Source organism: Coleofasciculus sp. G3-WIS-01, from assembly GCF_040223135.1.
Lineage (GTDB): Bacteria > Cyanobacteriota > Cyanobacteriia > Cyanobacteriales > Coleofasciculaceae > Coleofasciculus.
The window spans coordinates 1-14,393 of the sequence record NZ_JAVJZI010000231.1; the positions used below are offsets into that span (position 1 = coordinate 1).

Below are 14,393 nucleotides of genomic sequence, written 5' to 3' on the forward strand. Positions count from 1 at the left end.
AAGCGTTGCGGTAGCGAGGAACGAGCGTCGGAACGAGCGTCGGAACGAGCGTCAGAATCTGGGCAGATGCTTCGCGTCACTCCGTTTCACTGCGTTTTGCTCAGCATGACAGATTCTACCTTAGACTGCAACTTGGTATAAGCCAAGCGGGTCGCCCCAAAAGATGATAGGTTTTGCCTTGGGTCTTAGGAATGTGCCAAGGAGAGAGCGATCGCACCTTACTTTTCCCCCTCATCCCCTAACCCCAACTCCATCCCCCCTGGTGGGGAGAAGGGGAAGTAACTGTAACCAAAAACTTGGACACCTCTGGACATTGTTGGATATTTTGTCCAGGTGTTGTTGTGTTATAATGAACGCAAGCGAAAACCAAGCTAAAAATCTTAGGGCTTGAGACCCCGTAACAAAGTAGAGACGCGCCATGGCGCGTCTCTACAAGAGTAGCGCACCTGTAAGGCAGGCGGTTGAGAAATCCAGCATACCTTAATGGCGCTGAAAATAACGGATTAAAGCAGCAAAGCTTCTCAAATTACTACAATTACTGACTTTGAGTAGGGCGAGTTTCGTCCGATTTTAAGCCTGTGGACTGGTTGAGTGCCGACACCGCCAGGGTGAAGCAGGAAGCAATCCGGATAATGTCTAACAAGATCCAATGTTGTCTAGCTTTGTCCAAGTGTTGTAGAACGGAAACCATCACTCTCACGTTAGCTATGTTTGTTTCCATCACCCGACTCAGATAAAGAAAACTTTTAGTCTTCACGCTTACGTTTTAATATTCTAAAGCGAATCCGATTTAGGAGGGGCAGAAAATGTCACAGGCAAATCCTGACTTGCTCTGGGTTTGAGGATGTAGTATCATAATTTTAAATGCTGTATTGTGTCCTTTTTATAGCCAATTTTTTGCTTAAAACGCTTAGATGCCTTGATCCGGCGTTATTTATTTCTCCCTAGCGTCAGAAAAGCTTAAATACTACAACTATATTGCATAACCTAATTTTCTAGACGCATTCAGCGGTAGATTTGACAAAAAAGCCAGTTTATGCATCTACTGTCTGCTTCAAAACAGACAACAGGGGAAATCGGGATACAATGATCCACCTGTGAGAGGAAGTGCGATCGCAGGTTCATGACCCCAACAACCCCCCTTAAAATCGAGCCAACTGCTTGAAAATCCTCAGCACCGTATATAAATCATTACCCGGATTCAGCAATGAAAATAACCGAGATAACCCGTACTGGGGCGACTCCCCAGGAACCAATTTGATAAAAATAAAACTTCCGCCTGTAGTAATCATGCCAAAACTCGGCTGTTCCTGATTAGGATTTGCCAACATATAAGACAGGATTTGTGCCAATCCAGCTTCAATCGAAAACTCCACTTGTTTGGATTCAATCACCATCACCCAAACAATATCTTTTAATACCAAAACATCCAGAGTTCCGGTAACCATTGTCTGTTCATATTCTGTGGTAATCTTCACCGACTTTTCCGCTTTGACATGAAAAGGGGCTAAGTAAAATCCCCCAATAAACAGCAAGGGGTCAAGAATTGCCATGCTCACCACGCCTTCCAGCATGGGGGGATAATTGAGCAAGTTAAAATATCCCGCTTTCACCTGATCCAGTTGTTGCTTTTGTAAATCAGTAATTTCGGGCAGATTCCCTTGCCACTCAGGAAAGAATTGCGGCTCATGGGTGAGTTGCAGACCAAAATTAGTCCTTAGTTCTCGCAGGGTAACATCTCTGGATTGGATAGTTTGAACCATCTGTCTTTCCCCCTACTTAGTAGCCTAATCTTATCCATTGGTATCCTGCGATCGCGAATTGGTTTGAGACGGGGCGAATGACGTAGGGGCGGGTTTCACGATTAGGGTTTTTGACCCCAATACCACTAAACCCGCCCCGACTACGTTCTAAATTCTATCGCTTCCCACTCAACCTCCGCCCTAAGCGATGGAATCCACCCATAACTCCCACTAACTCTGGATACACCGGCACCAATGGGGACTTCTCCCGACTAAACCGCACCGCCAACGTGCGAATCAAGGTCAAGATTTCCGGGCGTTCAATCTCCGCGATCGGCAATTGCAATAACGCCTCCAATGTCTGCGGTGTACCAATCCGACTTAATGCCATTGCCCCTTGCTCCCGGACAAACCAATCCTGATCCTTGAGCAAGGGCATTAATGCCTGCAGGGCGGGTGCAGTACCTATACGTCCCAAGGCTGTCGCCGTTGCGCCTCGGATATCGCCATCGCTATCTTTTAATAGGGGAATTAACGCCTGTAGCGCCGCCGGAGTACCAATTCTGCCCAATGACTCAATCCCCTGTTTTCGCACCCGTTTATCCTGATCTTCCAACACTGGGATTAACGCCGTCAGGGCGGGAGTTGTCCCCATCCGCCCTAACGCCGCCGCTGCTTCCTGGCGCACCACCGGATCAGTATCTTCTAACGCCGGAATTAACACCTCCAACGTCTGAGGATTCCCCGATCGCGCCAAAGCCTCCGCCGCTTCTTCTCGCACCACTGGATCAGCATCTTGCAGCGCCGGAATTAACGCATCCATTGTTTCCCTTGTCGCAATTTTCCCCAATACCATCGCCGCTTCTTGGCGAATCTGATTCTGGGGATGATTCAAAGCCTGGATTAACGCCTGCACTACTGTCGGATTTTCCAGATGAATCGCGCCACTGGCTTGCCCACGGACAAAGCTATCCGGGTGATTGAGCACCTTAACCAATTCCTGCAAGGCTTCTGGTGTGCCAATCTGCGCCAATGCCATCGCCGCTTCCCCCCGCACATAACTATCAATATCATGGAGGGCAACAATTAACGCCTGTATCGCCGCCGATGTACCAATCCGCCCCATCGCCGCAGCGGCTTCACCCCGAACCACGGTATCCTCATCCCGCAGGGCGGGGATTAAAGCTTTCACGGTTTCGGCATCGCCAATATAGCCCAAGGCGGTAGCGGCTTCCCCGCGCACATACCAAGGTCCGTGATTCAGGGCTTTAATTAACGTGGCGACGGCTGGGGGAGTGCCAATTTGACCCAAGGCGGCAATTAATGCGGCGACGAAATCCTTGCGAGTATAATAGTGTTTCTCATCCAGTTCTTGCTGTAACTTTTGTGCCATCTGGGAATTGGTTTGCCCCAAGGCGACAACGGTGGAAGCAATGAAGCCAAGGAAGGGGTAATGGTGCCACAACTCATAAATGTGGTCAATCACTTCGGTGATTAAGGGATGAGACAATTGATCACATTCAGCGATCGCACGTCCGGTTAAAAGTAATAGGGTGGAGAAGATATCATCTTTTTCCTGAACAATGCACTCGAGTAAGGGAATCGGATCATCCATCAATCCCGCCAGTAACGTGATGCTTTGATGCCAGTCATACTCCCACAAATGGGCTTTCACCAACGCCATCCCCTGACTGGGATTCTCTTGAATCTGCCGTCGTAAATAACAGGCGGTTAAATAATCCTGAGTAATCCGGTGAATAAACACATAACGATCGCCTTGTTGGGTCAATCGGTGTATAATTCCCTGTTCTCCAGATAATTGTACTAGAAGTTGGGCGGGGGTTTGTTGGCTTAAGGGCTCTAACCCCTGATCTTGTTCTAGGGCGTTGGCGATTTCCTGTTTCAATTCCTGGGAATCAAACACATCTTGCCCTTTACAGGTCAACTGATAAGCCAAGTCTTCCAATAAGCGGATTTTCATCCCACTCTCTTGCGCCCGATGGTGCGTCCATTGACTCAGGAGATACTCGACGGTTTTCTGATAAATTTGACCACGACGGGCGGGTAATGTCAGGACTTGCTCATAATATAAGCTGCACAGTAAATAAAGTAATCGGGGATTTTGTGCCAAGCCGCGCAGTTGGGGATTTTGTCGCAGTTGTTCAATTAAGCTAGCCGCAGAAATCCCGTCCTTTTCTGAATCCGTGCCATGTTTAAACCAGGTATGAATAAACCGTTCAATCTGGGGTTGACTCAAGGGAATAATTTCGACTTCCTTTGCCCCATTGATAAACGCGCCGCCATACCCGACTATCCGCGAGGTACAAATCATCGGACAGGGATGGGTTTCCAGGAATTGGTTGAGTTTAGCGGCTAAAGCATTGCGATCGCGTTTGGGGACTTCATCTAAGGCATTGAACAACAACAGACATTTCCCCTGACGCAATTTCGCCTGTAACCAGGGTTGAATATCTACCCAGGTTGTGGGATAATCCCGTTGAACCAGGGATGCGATCGCGACCGTGATATCATCTGCGGTTTCATCCAAATCCACTAAGCGGATAAATAGGGGAAAAACCACATCCTCAACGGTAATTTTGGCATCCACCAATTTTTGCCGTTCACCTGCTGCTTTCAATGCGGCTTCCCGGCGCAGTAGCGCACTTTTACCCATTCCTGGATCAGCCAAAACCATCAGGCGCTGATAGTTTTTCTTCGCCTGTTCCCAGGGAACGCGATAACGTTTGGCTTCCACGTCGCGACTTTTAATTGCATAAGCGCGTTTAAGTTCAGCCTCTGATTCGGCGTATCCCCAGAAGGTTTCCACCTCATGGCGATAATTGCGTTCGCGGGTAACTTGAATTGGGATATAGAGGGATTTACGGGGAATCGGGTGTTGGGTGTGTAAAAGGGTTTTATATTTAAAATGGGATTCGATATCCTCCAGGAATCGGCAAACCGACTCAATATGTGGATCACGGTTCAGTGGGCAAGGATCTTCGGTATGGGTATCTTGAGAACTTATCATAATCGTACCCCTGTTGATTAAAGCGGTTTTGTATCAAGCTCAAAAGTTATAGCGCTGGCTTATGGATGGCACTAAAGTGCCTACTATGAGCGAACGAACCTGGGTGAAGTCAGGGCTATGTAGGGTGTCGGAGTTGCGATCGCGTTTATTCTGGATGGTCTTAACTCACGACTTAAAGCGGATCGCTATACTATGATCTTATAATTATATCCGTTATAATTCTAGGTTTTCATCCCTGAACCCAATTGTGTCATTCTGACTGGAGCGAAGCGGAACGAAGCATCTCTATAAACCTGTCGCTTACAAGCAGTGAATAGCAATAACCTATTTTAAGCCAAATTGTGTTATTTTCAGGGGAGCGATCGCGCAACGAAGACTATGTGCCAATATGTCGCGAACATATAGCACTACGTCTCAAACCAATCCGCACTCAAATCACGCCATTGAGGATTTGCCGATTCAATCAAAGCAATCTTTTTAGCACGCAACCACCCTTTAATCTGTTTTTCACGGGCAATTGCTTCCCTAACATCTGAAGTTTGCTCATAATAAACGAGTCGATTGATATTATATTTTTGAGTAAATCCAGGAATCAGCTTTTGTTTATGTTCGTATACGCGACGATATAAATCATTTGTCACGCCAGTGTAAAGCGTTTTTGAACGATTCGTCATCATGTAGACATAATACGCATTCACTTTCTTGGTTGGATTAGCATAATTGGAGCATTTTTCGGAATATGAAACCTTGGTCTCTTTAGCTGAGTAATGAGATGCTTCGCTTCGCTCAGCATGACATTGTTATATCACTTTTCGGAATATGAAACCTTGGTCTCTTTAGCTGAGTAATGAGATGCTTCGCTCCGCTCAGCATGACATTGTTATATAACTATATTAGTGTCATTCTGAATGGAGCGAAGCGGAATGAAGAATCTCTCGCCTATGTAGCACCTCCATCGGATAAAAGTTAGGTCAAATCGCGTCTAATTTGTGCGATCGCACAATTCAACCCTTCACTATGAATCCAACCCACATATCCCCCATAAACCATTTTCTCATGACTATCCGCCACAAAAACATGGTCAACACCCAAGGGATTTTTCCAAGTTCTCACAGCTGAACCATCCCTGAGTCGAATAATCGGATAAGACTGCGTGAAGTACCCCAACTTGCTTCGCTGAAGTTGGGGCTTCCAACTTAGCTAAACAAGGACGGTCTTATTCGTCTTCGGGATTTCCCGTTTCATCCGTCGATGCCACGTTGGGTACTTCCTAATTTCTAAGAGTAGAAAGTCCAGAACTCAATCTGGTGATGGTCTTACTCAGCGTCAACAGGCAGCCGTCCGCCTTCCGCAGACAGTGATATTTTGTCAGTCCGCTTGGTTTTCGCGGTTTATGGTTAGAGTGCTAACCGAATAATGCCTAATGGCATCTTGCGCTATTCTTTTGGAGGACGCCATAAAAGCGAACGGTGGTCGAGTTCATTAACGCGCAAGGACTACATCTCTATCACACCTAGCCCAACCATCTGTCTTCCCATGCCTTACCATGTAGACCTAGGAGGGTTGCTGTCATTTTAACACTAAAAAATTACATTTAACCAGTACAATTTGAAAATCTCCGTACCTCCGATTTTCCGCTGTCCATCCTCACCCTACTTGGTTGAGGGTGAGGACTTCCGCGACTACGTTAAAATCTCGGTGATGTGCAGGAGTCATACCGGGAACCCGTTCTAAAATTGCGATCGCCTCTTGAGTCGTATCGGTTAAATAAGCATTCACTACAGTATCACAACCACACCCATCCGTTACCGTCGCTTTTAACCTATCCTTAATATCCCCATTAAATAGGGAAAGCGCCTCAATCTCCTCAATCAACTTCCCATGAGGTTCACTCTGGCGTCGCTGACAGTAAATCGCCGTGAGTAAATCCTCAAGCCCCACCTCAGCTAACGCATCCGTAATCAATCCCGTCAATCCCAAAACCGCAATTCCGCCTAACATTCCCCCAGGACCCCCCAGAAAGGCTAAAGCCGCCGTGATCGCCGCCGCCCCGGTTAACCCTGTCGCCGCCATCGTCACCACCAAAATTACCCCAGGTAATCCCAACGCTGCAATTTTTTTGACAACTTCATCCATTTTTATGACCTCCCTTCACCAGCAAAAAGCGTTTAGGCTTTCTCTATCGAGTTTAACCCGCCTCTCCTAAATCGATAAAAAACCGTATCAAAAGATACAAAATATAGTCAGGCGATCGCATAAATCCAGAGACTCCACTGATAGAAGGACATGACATGTTCCCTACCGATGGTGATTCAACTTAAATGGATTGCCAGTGCTATATTATCCCAGTTATAATAAAATCACCTAAATCGGAAAAAAATGCCATGAATGATTTATTCAGAAATGCTTTTATACAAGCATTAGGAGTGGCTGCATTAATTTATATTGGTTTTCAACTTCTGGATTGGGGTATAGAGGTAATCCTTCGTATTTTAAGAAGTTTCGATAATTGGTATAGACTCTATGGTTCAAAATGGGCTGAAGAAGTTGCCATTGCCTTTGGTGTAATTTATCTGCTTTTTGCGGCTGTTATTAATAGTAGAAGTCGTTAATAGGTTAAAGGTTTAGAAAAAGAAACAATAGTGTTAAAAAAAAACGACAACTCATCTGGTAAACGCAACGACATAGAGCAAGTCAACTACCGCGCCTATGCTAAACATAGACGAGGTATCCAGCCGTACAAGATGGATGACAAAGAACAAATGAAAAATGACAAATGACAATTTCCTTCCCGCCAAAACCCAGCAGCTTACTGAATCTACATCAATTGCCCTTACCCGTGCGATCGCACGCCACAATCTGCTCACACCCCTTACCCCCCAACCCATTGCGACAACATACATCCAGCAGGGACAGGGGGGAACACCCATCCTGTTATTCCATGGCTTTGATAGTTCCCTCTTAGAATTTCGCCGCCTGTTTCCCCTGTTAGCGGAACACAAGGAAACATGGGCGGTAGATTTATTAGGATTTGGCTTTACGGAGCGGGTATCTGGGATTAAGTTTAGCGCCAGCGCGATCGCGACTCATCTCTATTATTTCTGGAAAACCCTAATCCAAGTCCCCGTCATTCTGGTTGGGGCGTCGATGGGAGGGGCGGCGGCGATTGATTTCACCCTAACCTATCCCCAAGCAGTGAAAAAGCTGGTATTGCTCGATAGTGCAGGTTTCACCAGTCCCCCACCCATTGGCAAGTTCCTGTTTCCACCCTTTGATAATTGGGCGGTTGAGTTTCTGCGGCGTCCCAAGGTGCGAGAAACTATTAGTAAAAACGCCTATTTTGATCCGACATTTGTTTCTGCCGATGCCTTACTGTGTGCGGCGCTGCATCTAGAAATGCCGGGATGGCATCGGGCATTAATTTCATTTACCAAAAATGGGGGATATCCACCCTTTGGTCAAAAACTTAGCCAAATTCAGCAGCAGACGTTGATTTTATGGGGAAAAGATGACCGGATTTTGGGAACAAAATATGCCCACAAGTTTGAAGCGGTTATTCCTAATTCTCAACTAATCTGGATTGATGACTGTGGTCATGTCCCGCACCTAGAAAAGCCGGAAATAACGGCAGAATATATACAGCAGTTTAGTGATTGTAGAGACGCATGGAACATCTCTACAATCTTATGACCACTGAATAAAGGGATGCCGAACCAAATTAGCATTATAATATTTAGGATCTCCAGTTACTTCTTGACCAATCCAATCGGGTAAATCTAACACTTGATTTTCATCACTCAGTTCTACTTCGGCAAAAATCAATCCTTCATTTTCACCGATAAACTCATCCACTTCCCAGACCAAACCCTTACACTCTATCCTATAGCGCGTTTTTTCAATCAAGGGGCGATCGCACAATGTCTCTAGCATCTCTTGAGCATCTGATTCGGGGATAGGATACTCATACTCGGCTCTAGAAAAACTCTCAGTTTTCCCTTTAATCGTCAGATAGCCCTGAGCTCCCACTAAACGCACGCGAACCGTCGTCAGGTTTTGGGTAGCAATATAACCTTGACGATAGAGCATTCCTTGACCAAGGGTGCGCCATTGATCGCCTTTAACTAAAAATTTTCGTTCAATTTCGATTGCCATGGCTGCAATTAAAGTAAACTAAAACTATAGCGCTTCGCGCTGGTGTATTTACACATTAGAGAGGGATGCTTGATCAGGAGTAATTTAGAACACTTGTACTGTAACTACGCGAGAGCGAACTGCTATAGTATGAAGTACCCAAAAATTTGCCAAGCAAAAGCCATTAACGATCACACCTTGCTGATTGAATTCACCAATCAAGAATTTAAGAAATACGATATTATTCATCTTTTAGAAAATCCCCAGTTTGCTCCACTTCGTCAATCGGCATTTTTCAATAACTTTAAGGTTGAGCAAGGGGGCTACGGGATTGTGTGGAATGAAGATATCGATCTGAGTGAGTATGAGCTTTGGAAAAATGGCATGACGGTAGCAGAAGGCGAACTCCAGAGCATGGGTGTTTCGCCATTGCACTCCTGTCAATAAATCAAACAAAACGCGATCGCGCTGTCTACAATTCCTGTCGCCGAGTCATTGCCATTACAGCATTGACAGTGAGTTCAGGCAAATTACCCAAAGTGGGCAACCTGTCCGATCCTGAGCATACCATCGGCAGGTCATCCCCCTGCCAAACCCAAACCTGTTGACGGGTGGGGTCAATTAACCAGGCTAATTGTGTACCGTTGCTCAGACAATGGAGAATCTTCTTCTGTAAGTCTAGGGTACTTTGGTCAGGGGAGCGAATTTCAATCAGCCAGTCTGGTGTACCATCGAATGGTCCATCCTCCTCAGGAAGACGCGCGATCGCAATAATGGAAATATCCGGTACAGGTGAGTAGGGAGGCACTAAACAGCGTAATTCTTGCACCGCTTCAAACTCATCGGTATGACGATTAATATAATTAACCAGATTACGTTGTAGACGCGAGTGAAACAGAGTCGGCATTGGCTTTTGGATAGCACACCCATTAATCAACTCCCATGCCGGAGAAGACTCAATATTGGGTTGACACAGAAACTCAGCGAGTGGGGTAGTGATGACTGAACTCATAAAACACCCTCCGTCACAGGAAACCTCAAAACTTGGTCGGGGCGGGCGCGAGTTAAGTTAGTGGTTTGTGCCGAAACGTTATGGGTAAAACCCGCCCCTACAGCTTCTCAGACGCGCCATATTGCTCTCTACAACCCCCGCACCTCTTAGCTACCAATACCCAAACGCACCGCCAACGCGGGCGTGAAGGGAATCAATGTTGCCACCATTAAAAACAGCGCCACCAAACCTAAAATTGCTCTCGTATCATCGGGTTCCGTAATTTCATTGAGACTAGGACGCTCCAAAGAACGTTGCAAAAACAAAATGATAATTGCCCAATACAAAATCAATGGATTAGCTGGATTCGCTAGCGCCACAATTCCCAAGATGATCAACGTAGCAATCGTCGTGCCGCGAGCCGTTTTGCGTCCGTAGATAGCTTGAACAACCCGCCCCCCATCTAACTGTCCGGCGGGCATTAAATTCAACGCGCTAATCACTAACCCCAACCAACCCGTAATCGTTAAGGGGTGAACATCAACAATCGGTGCTTGCATAGACGAACCCAAAATGATCCGGGCTAACCCACCAACTAAAACCGAACCTTGGAAAAATTGAGCCGGAACCTGAAAGGTACTGCCTTGATCAGACAAAACCAAGCCCAGCAGCAGCAGTAACACCGACGCAATACCACCCGCCCCAGGTCCAGCTAAAGAAATGTCAAACAAAGCTTTACGGTTAGGCACCAAGGATTCAAAGCGGGTAATCGCCCCAAAGGAACCGATTTGTAAACTGGGAATAAAAAATGGGAAACTCAGGCGAACCTGATGACGCCGTGCTGCCCACCAATGACCCAATTCATGAACTGCCAAAACTATGCAAATCCCCAAACCTAGAGGTAAGGTTTCCTTAAACCGTTCAGGCGTGGTAAACAAATCAAAATTGAGCAAAAATCCAGCAGCTTCTAAGCTAGTGGCGAGGGTAGACACCAGCAACACCCCTGCCAAAATTTTCTGTGGAATCGTTAGCGGTTGGGGATCGTTGCTACTGGGTAAAACAATCACCACCGGCTTCCCTTCAGGATCTTCGACTAAAAAGAGTCGGTAGCGATCATCCAACCGTTTTTCTAAACTGGCAGATAAACGGGAATGCACCGCCTCAGGCTCACCGCCGCGCAGATTTCCCTTAAATATCACCCCTTCCTGGTAGGGAATGGTTTCTGTGGCAAAGAATGTATCGATACCAAAAATCCCCTGAATCGTCTTTAGATCTTCTGGAGAAATGGGTATAACATCAGTCCCTGCCGGACCACTACTGTCGGGTGATGGAGAGGTTTTTGCGGCACTGTCTCCTGGCGACGGCAAATTTTGGCTGTCGCTGGTATCTGATTTCTCATGGAGTAACTGGTTGGCACGCTTGTGCAAGATGGCATCTTCACCTTCCTCGCGCAAACGTTTGCCTAGGAAAATATAGATCCCGGTTGAAACCACCAATAAAAATAAGATACCAACAATATTCAGATAAATTCCGGCAGCCAATAGGACAAAAAATATCAGCCAAGGAACCGTCAACACCAGGGACTGCAACCAGGCGAGGATGCCAAGTTTGCCATAAGATAGGGCACGCCTATATCCCCAACCGATGACACCAAGTGCGACAAGGAGAAGTAAAACTGTTGCAGTCGTCTCTGATCCGTTGAACATGTTTAATGAAACTTGTAGCAGCTAGAGGCAATAGTTCTACTGTAACTGAGTCGGGAAGCTGCGGGAAGTCGCCCTTGATGAATCACTCACCACTGTTGTGATACGTGAGTAATGCTTGTCTAAGATTTCCTTGCTGTTGACTCAACAGGCGATCGCAGACTGTGGCATCCTCTCCTGTCCAGTGCATCAGTAGTGCCAGTTTAACCCGCCGTCCACTACGTTCGAGTAAAAACCCGGCTTCGTCTCGGCTAAGATCACTCAGGTCTTGTAGAATTCTTAAAGCACGGTCATGGAGTTTTTTATTGGTGACCGCGACATCAACCATGCGATTGCCGTAGACTTTGCCCAGTTGCACCATCACACCTGTAGACAGGATATTCAATACCATTTTGGTCACAGTTCCGGCTTTTAAGCGCGTTGAACCGGCGAGAATTTCTGGCCCGACGAGTAAGCGAATATCTAAATCCACCTCATAGCTAACTTGTTCGGCGGGGACACAGGCGAGCAAAATTGTCGTGGCGCCTCGCTGTCGTGAGGCTTGCAGCGCCCCGCGCACATAAGGTGTTGTCCCACCTGCGGTAATGCCAACTACGACATCCAGTTCCGTCACCTGACGATGGGCGATCGCTTCGCTGCCATCTTCTTGTTGATCTTCCAAGTTTTCCGAACTCCGGATTAACGCCCCTGCACCACCGGCGATAATCCCTTGCACCAGTTCGGGGGGGGTACAAAAGGTGGGAGGACATTCAGCCGCATCCAATACCCCTAAGCGTCCGCTCGTACCTGCACCGACATAAAACAGACGCCCCCCTTGTTTCAGGGCTTGCGCCGTGCGATCAATCGCTTGTGCCAGTTGAGTCCGAACGGCGGCGATCGCACGAATTGTTTTCTCATCCTCGCGATTAAACAAATCCACTAACTCTAGCGAGGTGAGTTGGTCTAGATTCTGACTCTGAGGGTTCACCTGTTCCGTTAGCAGATAACCCCGCTCCTCCAAATTTTTCATTATTATATATAATTGCGCTTACAACAATCCCTCTAGCTGACGGCGAATTCGATCCAGATCAGAGATCTCTGGTTCTTGAGTTGGCGCAGCATCGGCTTGCCAGTCCGTTTTTTCCACATTTTTTTCCGGCGGTAATGCCAACATCCCGCTTTCAACTAGCTGGCAATCATAACCGGCACTTTGGCAGAATTCTTCAATTTCCTCCACCTCCACCTCTTCCACAGAGGAGCTAGGGAAATCCTGGGCTTCCAGCATCCCGCCAAAACGGATCGCGTCGTCCTCTGACTCAAACATCAACACCACATTGCGATCGCCGATTTGCAGGGTGTGAATCCCCTCGTTTTCTGTACGAGCATTGAATAAGAGAACATAGACTTGTTTTGGTGCAATCATAACCTGTTCAGATGGGAGTGATCGACAGACAAAAAAATCGTCTTTACCCAGAATATCGGTTTAATACCCAATCTGCTTTTATTGCCCCCAATACTTCCTTTAAACCTTCTGCCTTGGAGCCTTCTTTTATGGGGGAAGCCCTGGCTCTTCAGAGCAGGGAGGAACACCAGCCACTCGACCATAACGAGCGATAAATCTCTGGCTTGGGTTCTGTTGATGGCACAACCACGCCCACATCTGATCGCCGCAGCAGAAGTGCCACCACTCCCCCGGATGGCGCTGAAATCCTGCCTTTTGCATGATATCCCGTAACAGTTGCCGATGGGCATGATAGGGGAGTTGCCACTCCTTGGCGTAGTAATCTGGATCAGATCGGGGTGAGAGTTCGTCAATCTCCGAACCCATGTCAATCGTCTCACCCTTGTGATTAACTAGAGTAATATCCACGGCGGCACCGGTACTATGAGGCGGTGGGGTTAAGGGGTCAGGACTCGGTAACGCCCAAATCTGATAAACTTGCTGCCAGATCATCTGGCGTTGTGTTTCCGATAGAGTCGCTGGGTTTAGGTTGTGCGATCGCGCAACTTCAGCAAAAGTATAATTGACCATAAATTGCTGAACCGCTACCGGACGATAGGCATCAAAAATCAGGATACGCCAACCCGGACATCGATGTTGGAGGTCATTTTGAGCTGCAATTAATGCCTCTAACACCGTCTGGCGCAAATGATAGGGAGACGTTTTCCCATAAGGAGCGCCCAGTTTTTCATAAGGATGAGGGGATTCCACCGCGAACTGCTCTAAGGGTATGGGAACGAGGGGTTCTCCACAGTCTCGAATCAGAATCTGGTAATAGGGTTTCACCATGATTTGTCTTTGGTCATTAGTCCTTTATTTTCTAGCACCGCCATCAGACTAATAACTCAAGACAGGTACAAAAAATCCCCTGACCGTCAGAACAAGCGTTCAGGGGCTAAAGAATACAGTGTTTCCTTTTAGAACATATCCAAATCAAAGAGCAAAATAATCAGTATATTTCCGGAAATTTGGCAGCTAGTTCCTTTGTATCACCGTAGAATCACGGAGAAGTTTGTGTCTCTTTGTAAAGAAATGTTAGATTTATTAAAGAATGCGGACTGTCAGAGTACGATCAGCTCAGCTATGTTTAACTAAGAGCAAGTTTGAGAAAGCATAAAGAAAAAGGACTTACGCTGAGACACGGAGATACTGCTTAGATAACTCAATGGCGTAAGCCCTTAACGTAGTCGCGGAAGTCCTCACCTTCAGCGATAGCAAGGTGAGGATGGACAGCGGGAAATCGGAGGTACGGAGATTTCCAAATTGTCCTGACCGCCAAACTTTTGTAGTACAATGAGAATAGCTCACCTAGGTCTAC

15 protein-coding genes are annotated in these 14,393 nt (G+C 46.9%); 3 read left to right on the plus strand and 12 right to left on the minus strand.

The window, feature by feature from the left end; all coding sequences use genetic code 11:
* Positions 1–535: 535 nt before the first annotated feature.
* The 6 genes from RIM23_RS23545 to RIM23_RS23570 form a co-directional block, all read right to left on the minus strand.
* Complete coding sequence (locus RIM23_RS23545) at positions 536–757, minus strand: hypothetical protein (protein ID WP_446369856.1); 222 nt, start codon at positions 755–757, stop codon at positions 536–538.
* Positions 758–1,142: 385 nt separating this feature from the next.
* Positions 1,143–1,763, minus strand: a complete 621-nt coding sequence (locus tag RIM23_RS23550) for a restriction endonuclease subunit R (RefSeq protein WP_446369858.1) — start codon at positions 1,761–1,763, stop codon at positions 1,143–1,145.
* A 154-nt stretch (positions 1,764–1,917) separates the two neighbouring features.
* Entirely contained in the window at positions 1,918–4,770 is a 2,853-nt protein-coding gene (locus RIM23_RS23555) for an NACHT domain-containing protein (protein WP_446369860.1), read from the minus strand.
* A 407-nt stretch (positions 4,771–5,177) separates the two neighbouring features.
* On the minus strand, positions 5,178–5,447 hold the full coding sequence (locus RIM23_RS23560) for a GIY-YIG nuclease family protein (RefSeq protein WP_446369885.1): 270 nt from the start codon (positions 5,445–5,447) through the stop codon (positions 5,178–5,180).
* Positions 5,448–5,736: 289 nt separating this feature from the next.
* A complete protein-coding gene (locus RIM23_RS23565) occupies positions 5,737–5,883 on the minus strand; it encodes a hypothetical protein (protein ID WP_446369862.1) in 147 nt (48 codons plus the stop codon).
* A gap of 534 nt (positions 5,884–6,417) precedes the next feature.
* The gene (locus RIM23_RS23570; RefSeq protein ID WP_446369864.1) at positions 6,418–6,906 is read right to left on the minus strand and encodes a hypothetical protein; all 489 of its coding nucleotides are present in this window, start codon (positions 6,904–6,906) and stop codon (positions 6,418–6,420) included.
* Between the two features lie 248 nt (positions 6,907–7,154).
* Here RIM23_RS23570 and RIM23_RS23575 point away from each other — a divergent pair, with 248 nt between their 5' ends.
* Both RIM23_RS23575 and RIM23_RS23580 read left to right on the plus strand, forming a co-directional pair.
* Complete coding sequence (locus RIM23_RS23575) at positions 7,155–7,382, plus strand: hypothetical protein (RefSeq protein WP_446369866.1); 228 nt, start codon at positions 7,155–7,157, stop codon at positions 7,380–7,382.
* Positions 7,383–7,539: 157 nt separating this feature from the next.
* Entirely contained in the window at positions 7,540–8,460 is a 921-nt protein-coding gene (locus tag RIM23_RS23580; protein WP_446369868.1) for an alpha/beta fold hydrolase, read from the plus strand.
* Here the strand turns inward: RIM23_RS23580 and RIM23_RS23585 are convergent.
* Positions 8,455–8,922, minus strand: coding sequence for a CYTH domain-containing protein (locus RIM23_RS23585; protein WP_446369870.1), 468 nt, complete (start codon positions 8,920–8,922; stop codon positions 8,455–8,457). The genes RIM23_RS23580 and RIM23_RS23585 overlap by 6 nt on opposite strands.
* 129 nt (positions 8,923–9,051) lie before the next feature.
* On the opposite strand from RIM23_RS23585, the gene RIM23_RS23590 reads away from it, so the two are divergent.
* Positions 9,052–9,348 (plus strand): DUF2442 domain-containing protein, encoded by a 297-nt coding sequence (locus RIM23_RS23590; RefSeq protein WP_446369872.1) that lies wholly within the window; start codon positions 9,052–9,054, stop codon positions 9,346–9,348.
* A gap of 25 nt (positions 9,349–9,373) precedes the next feature.
* Here RIM23_RS23590 and RIM23_RS23595 read toward each other — a convergent pair whose 3' ends face one another.
* The 5 genes from RIM23_RS23595 to RIM23_RS23615 all read right to left on the minus strand — a co-directional run bounded on the left by RIM23_RS23595 (position 9,374) and on the right by RIM23_RS23615 (position 13,861).
* Complete coding sequence (locus RIM23_RS23595; protein WP_446369874.1) at positions 9,374–9,913, minus strand: Uma2 family endonuclease; 540 nt, start codon at positions 9,911–9,913, stop codon at positions 9,374–9,376.
* A gap of 146 nt (positions 9,914–10,059) precedes the next feature.
* A complete protein-coding gene (locus tag RIM23_RS23600; RefSeq protein WP_446369876.1) occupies positions 10,060–11,598 on the minus strand; it encodes a site-2 protease family protein in 1,539 nt (512 codons plus the stop codon).
* 82 nt (positions 11,599–11,680) lie between these two features.
* Positions 11,681–12,604, minus strand: a complete 924-nt coding sequence (murQ, locus tag RIM23_RS23605) for an N-acetylmuramic acid 6-phosphate etherase (RefSeq protein ID WP_446369881.1) — start codon at positions 12,602–12,604, stop codon at positions 11,681–11,683.
* Positions 12,605–12,622: 18 nt separating this feature from the next.
* Entirely contained in the window at positions 12,623–12,997 is a 375-nt protein-coding gene (locus RIM23_RS23610; protein ID WP_446369883.1) for a DUF3110 domain-containing protein, read from the minus strand.
* A 126-nt stretch (positions 12,998–13,123) separates the two neighbouring features.
* The gene (locus tag RIM23_RS23615; protein ID WP_446369887.1) at positions 13,124–13,861 is read right to left on the minus strand and encodes a M15 family metallopeptidase; all 738 of its coding nucleotides are present in this window, start codon (positions 13,859–13,861) and stop codon (positions 13,124–13,126) included.
* Positions 13,862–14,393: the final 532 nt, after the last annotated feature.

Bases quoted from the DNA above. Each gene is read 5' to 3' on its own strand.
- RIM23_RS23550 (WP_446369858.1), bottom strand. From the start codon at position 1,763: ATGGTTCAAACTATCCAATCCAGAGATGTTACCCTGCGAGAACTAAGG.
- RIM23_RS23555 (WP_446369860.1), bottom strand. From the start codon at position 4,770: ATGATAAGTTCTCAAGATACCCATACCGAAGATCCTTGCCCACTGAAC.
- RIM23_RS23560 (WP_446369885.1), bottom strand. From the start codon at position 5,447: ATGATGACGAATCGTTCAAAAACGCTTTACACTGGCGTGACAAATGAT.
- RIM23_RS23570 (WP_446369864.1), bottom strand. From the start codon at position 6,906: ATGGATGAAGTTGTCAAAAAAATTGCAGCGTTGGGATTACCTGGGGTA.
- RIM23_RS23575 (WP_446369866.1), top strand. From the start codon at position 7,155: ATGAATGATTTATTCAGAAATGCTTTTATACAAGCATTAGGAGTGGCT.
- RIM23_RS23580 (WP_446369868.1), top strand. From the start codon at position 7,540: ATGACAAATGACAATTTCCTTCCCGCCAAAACCCAGCAGCTTACTGAA.
- RIM23_RS23585 (WP_446369870.1), bottom strand. From the start codon at position 8,922: ATGGCAATCGAAATTGAACGAAAATTTTTAGTTAAAGGCGATCAATGG.
- RIM23_RS23590 (WP_446369872.1), top strand. From the start codon at position 9,052: ATGAAGTACCCAAAAATTTGCCAAGCAAAAGCCATTAACGATCACACC.
- RIM23_RS23595 (WP_446369874.1), bottom strand. From the start codon at position 9,913: ATGAGTTCAGTCATCACTACCCCACTCGCTGAGTTTCTGTGTCAACCC.
- RIM23_RS23600 (WP_446369876.1), bottom strand. From the start codon at position 11,598: ATGTTCAACGGATCAGAGACGACTGCAACAGTTTTACTTCTCCTTGTC.
- murQ (WP_446369881.1), bottom strand. From the start codon at position 12,604: ATGAAAAATTTGGAGGAGCGGGGTTATCTGCTAACGGAACAGGTGAAC.
- RIM23_RS23610 (WP_446369883.1), bottom strand. From the start codon at position 12,997: ATGATTGCACCAAAACAAGTCTATGTTCTCTTATTCAATGCTCGTACA.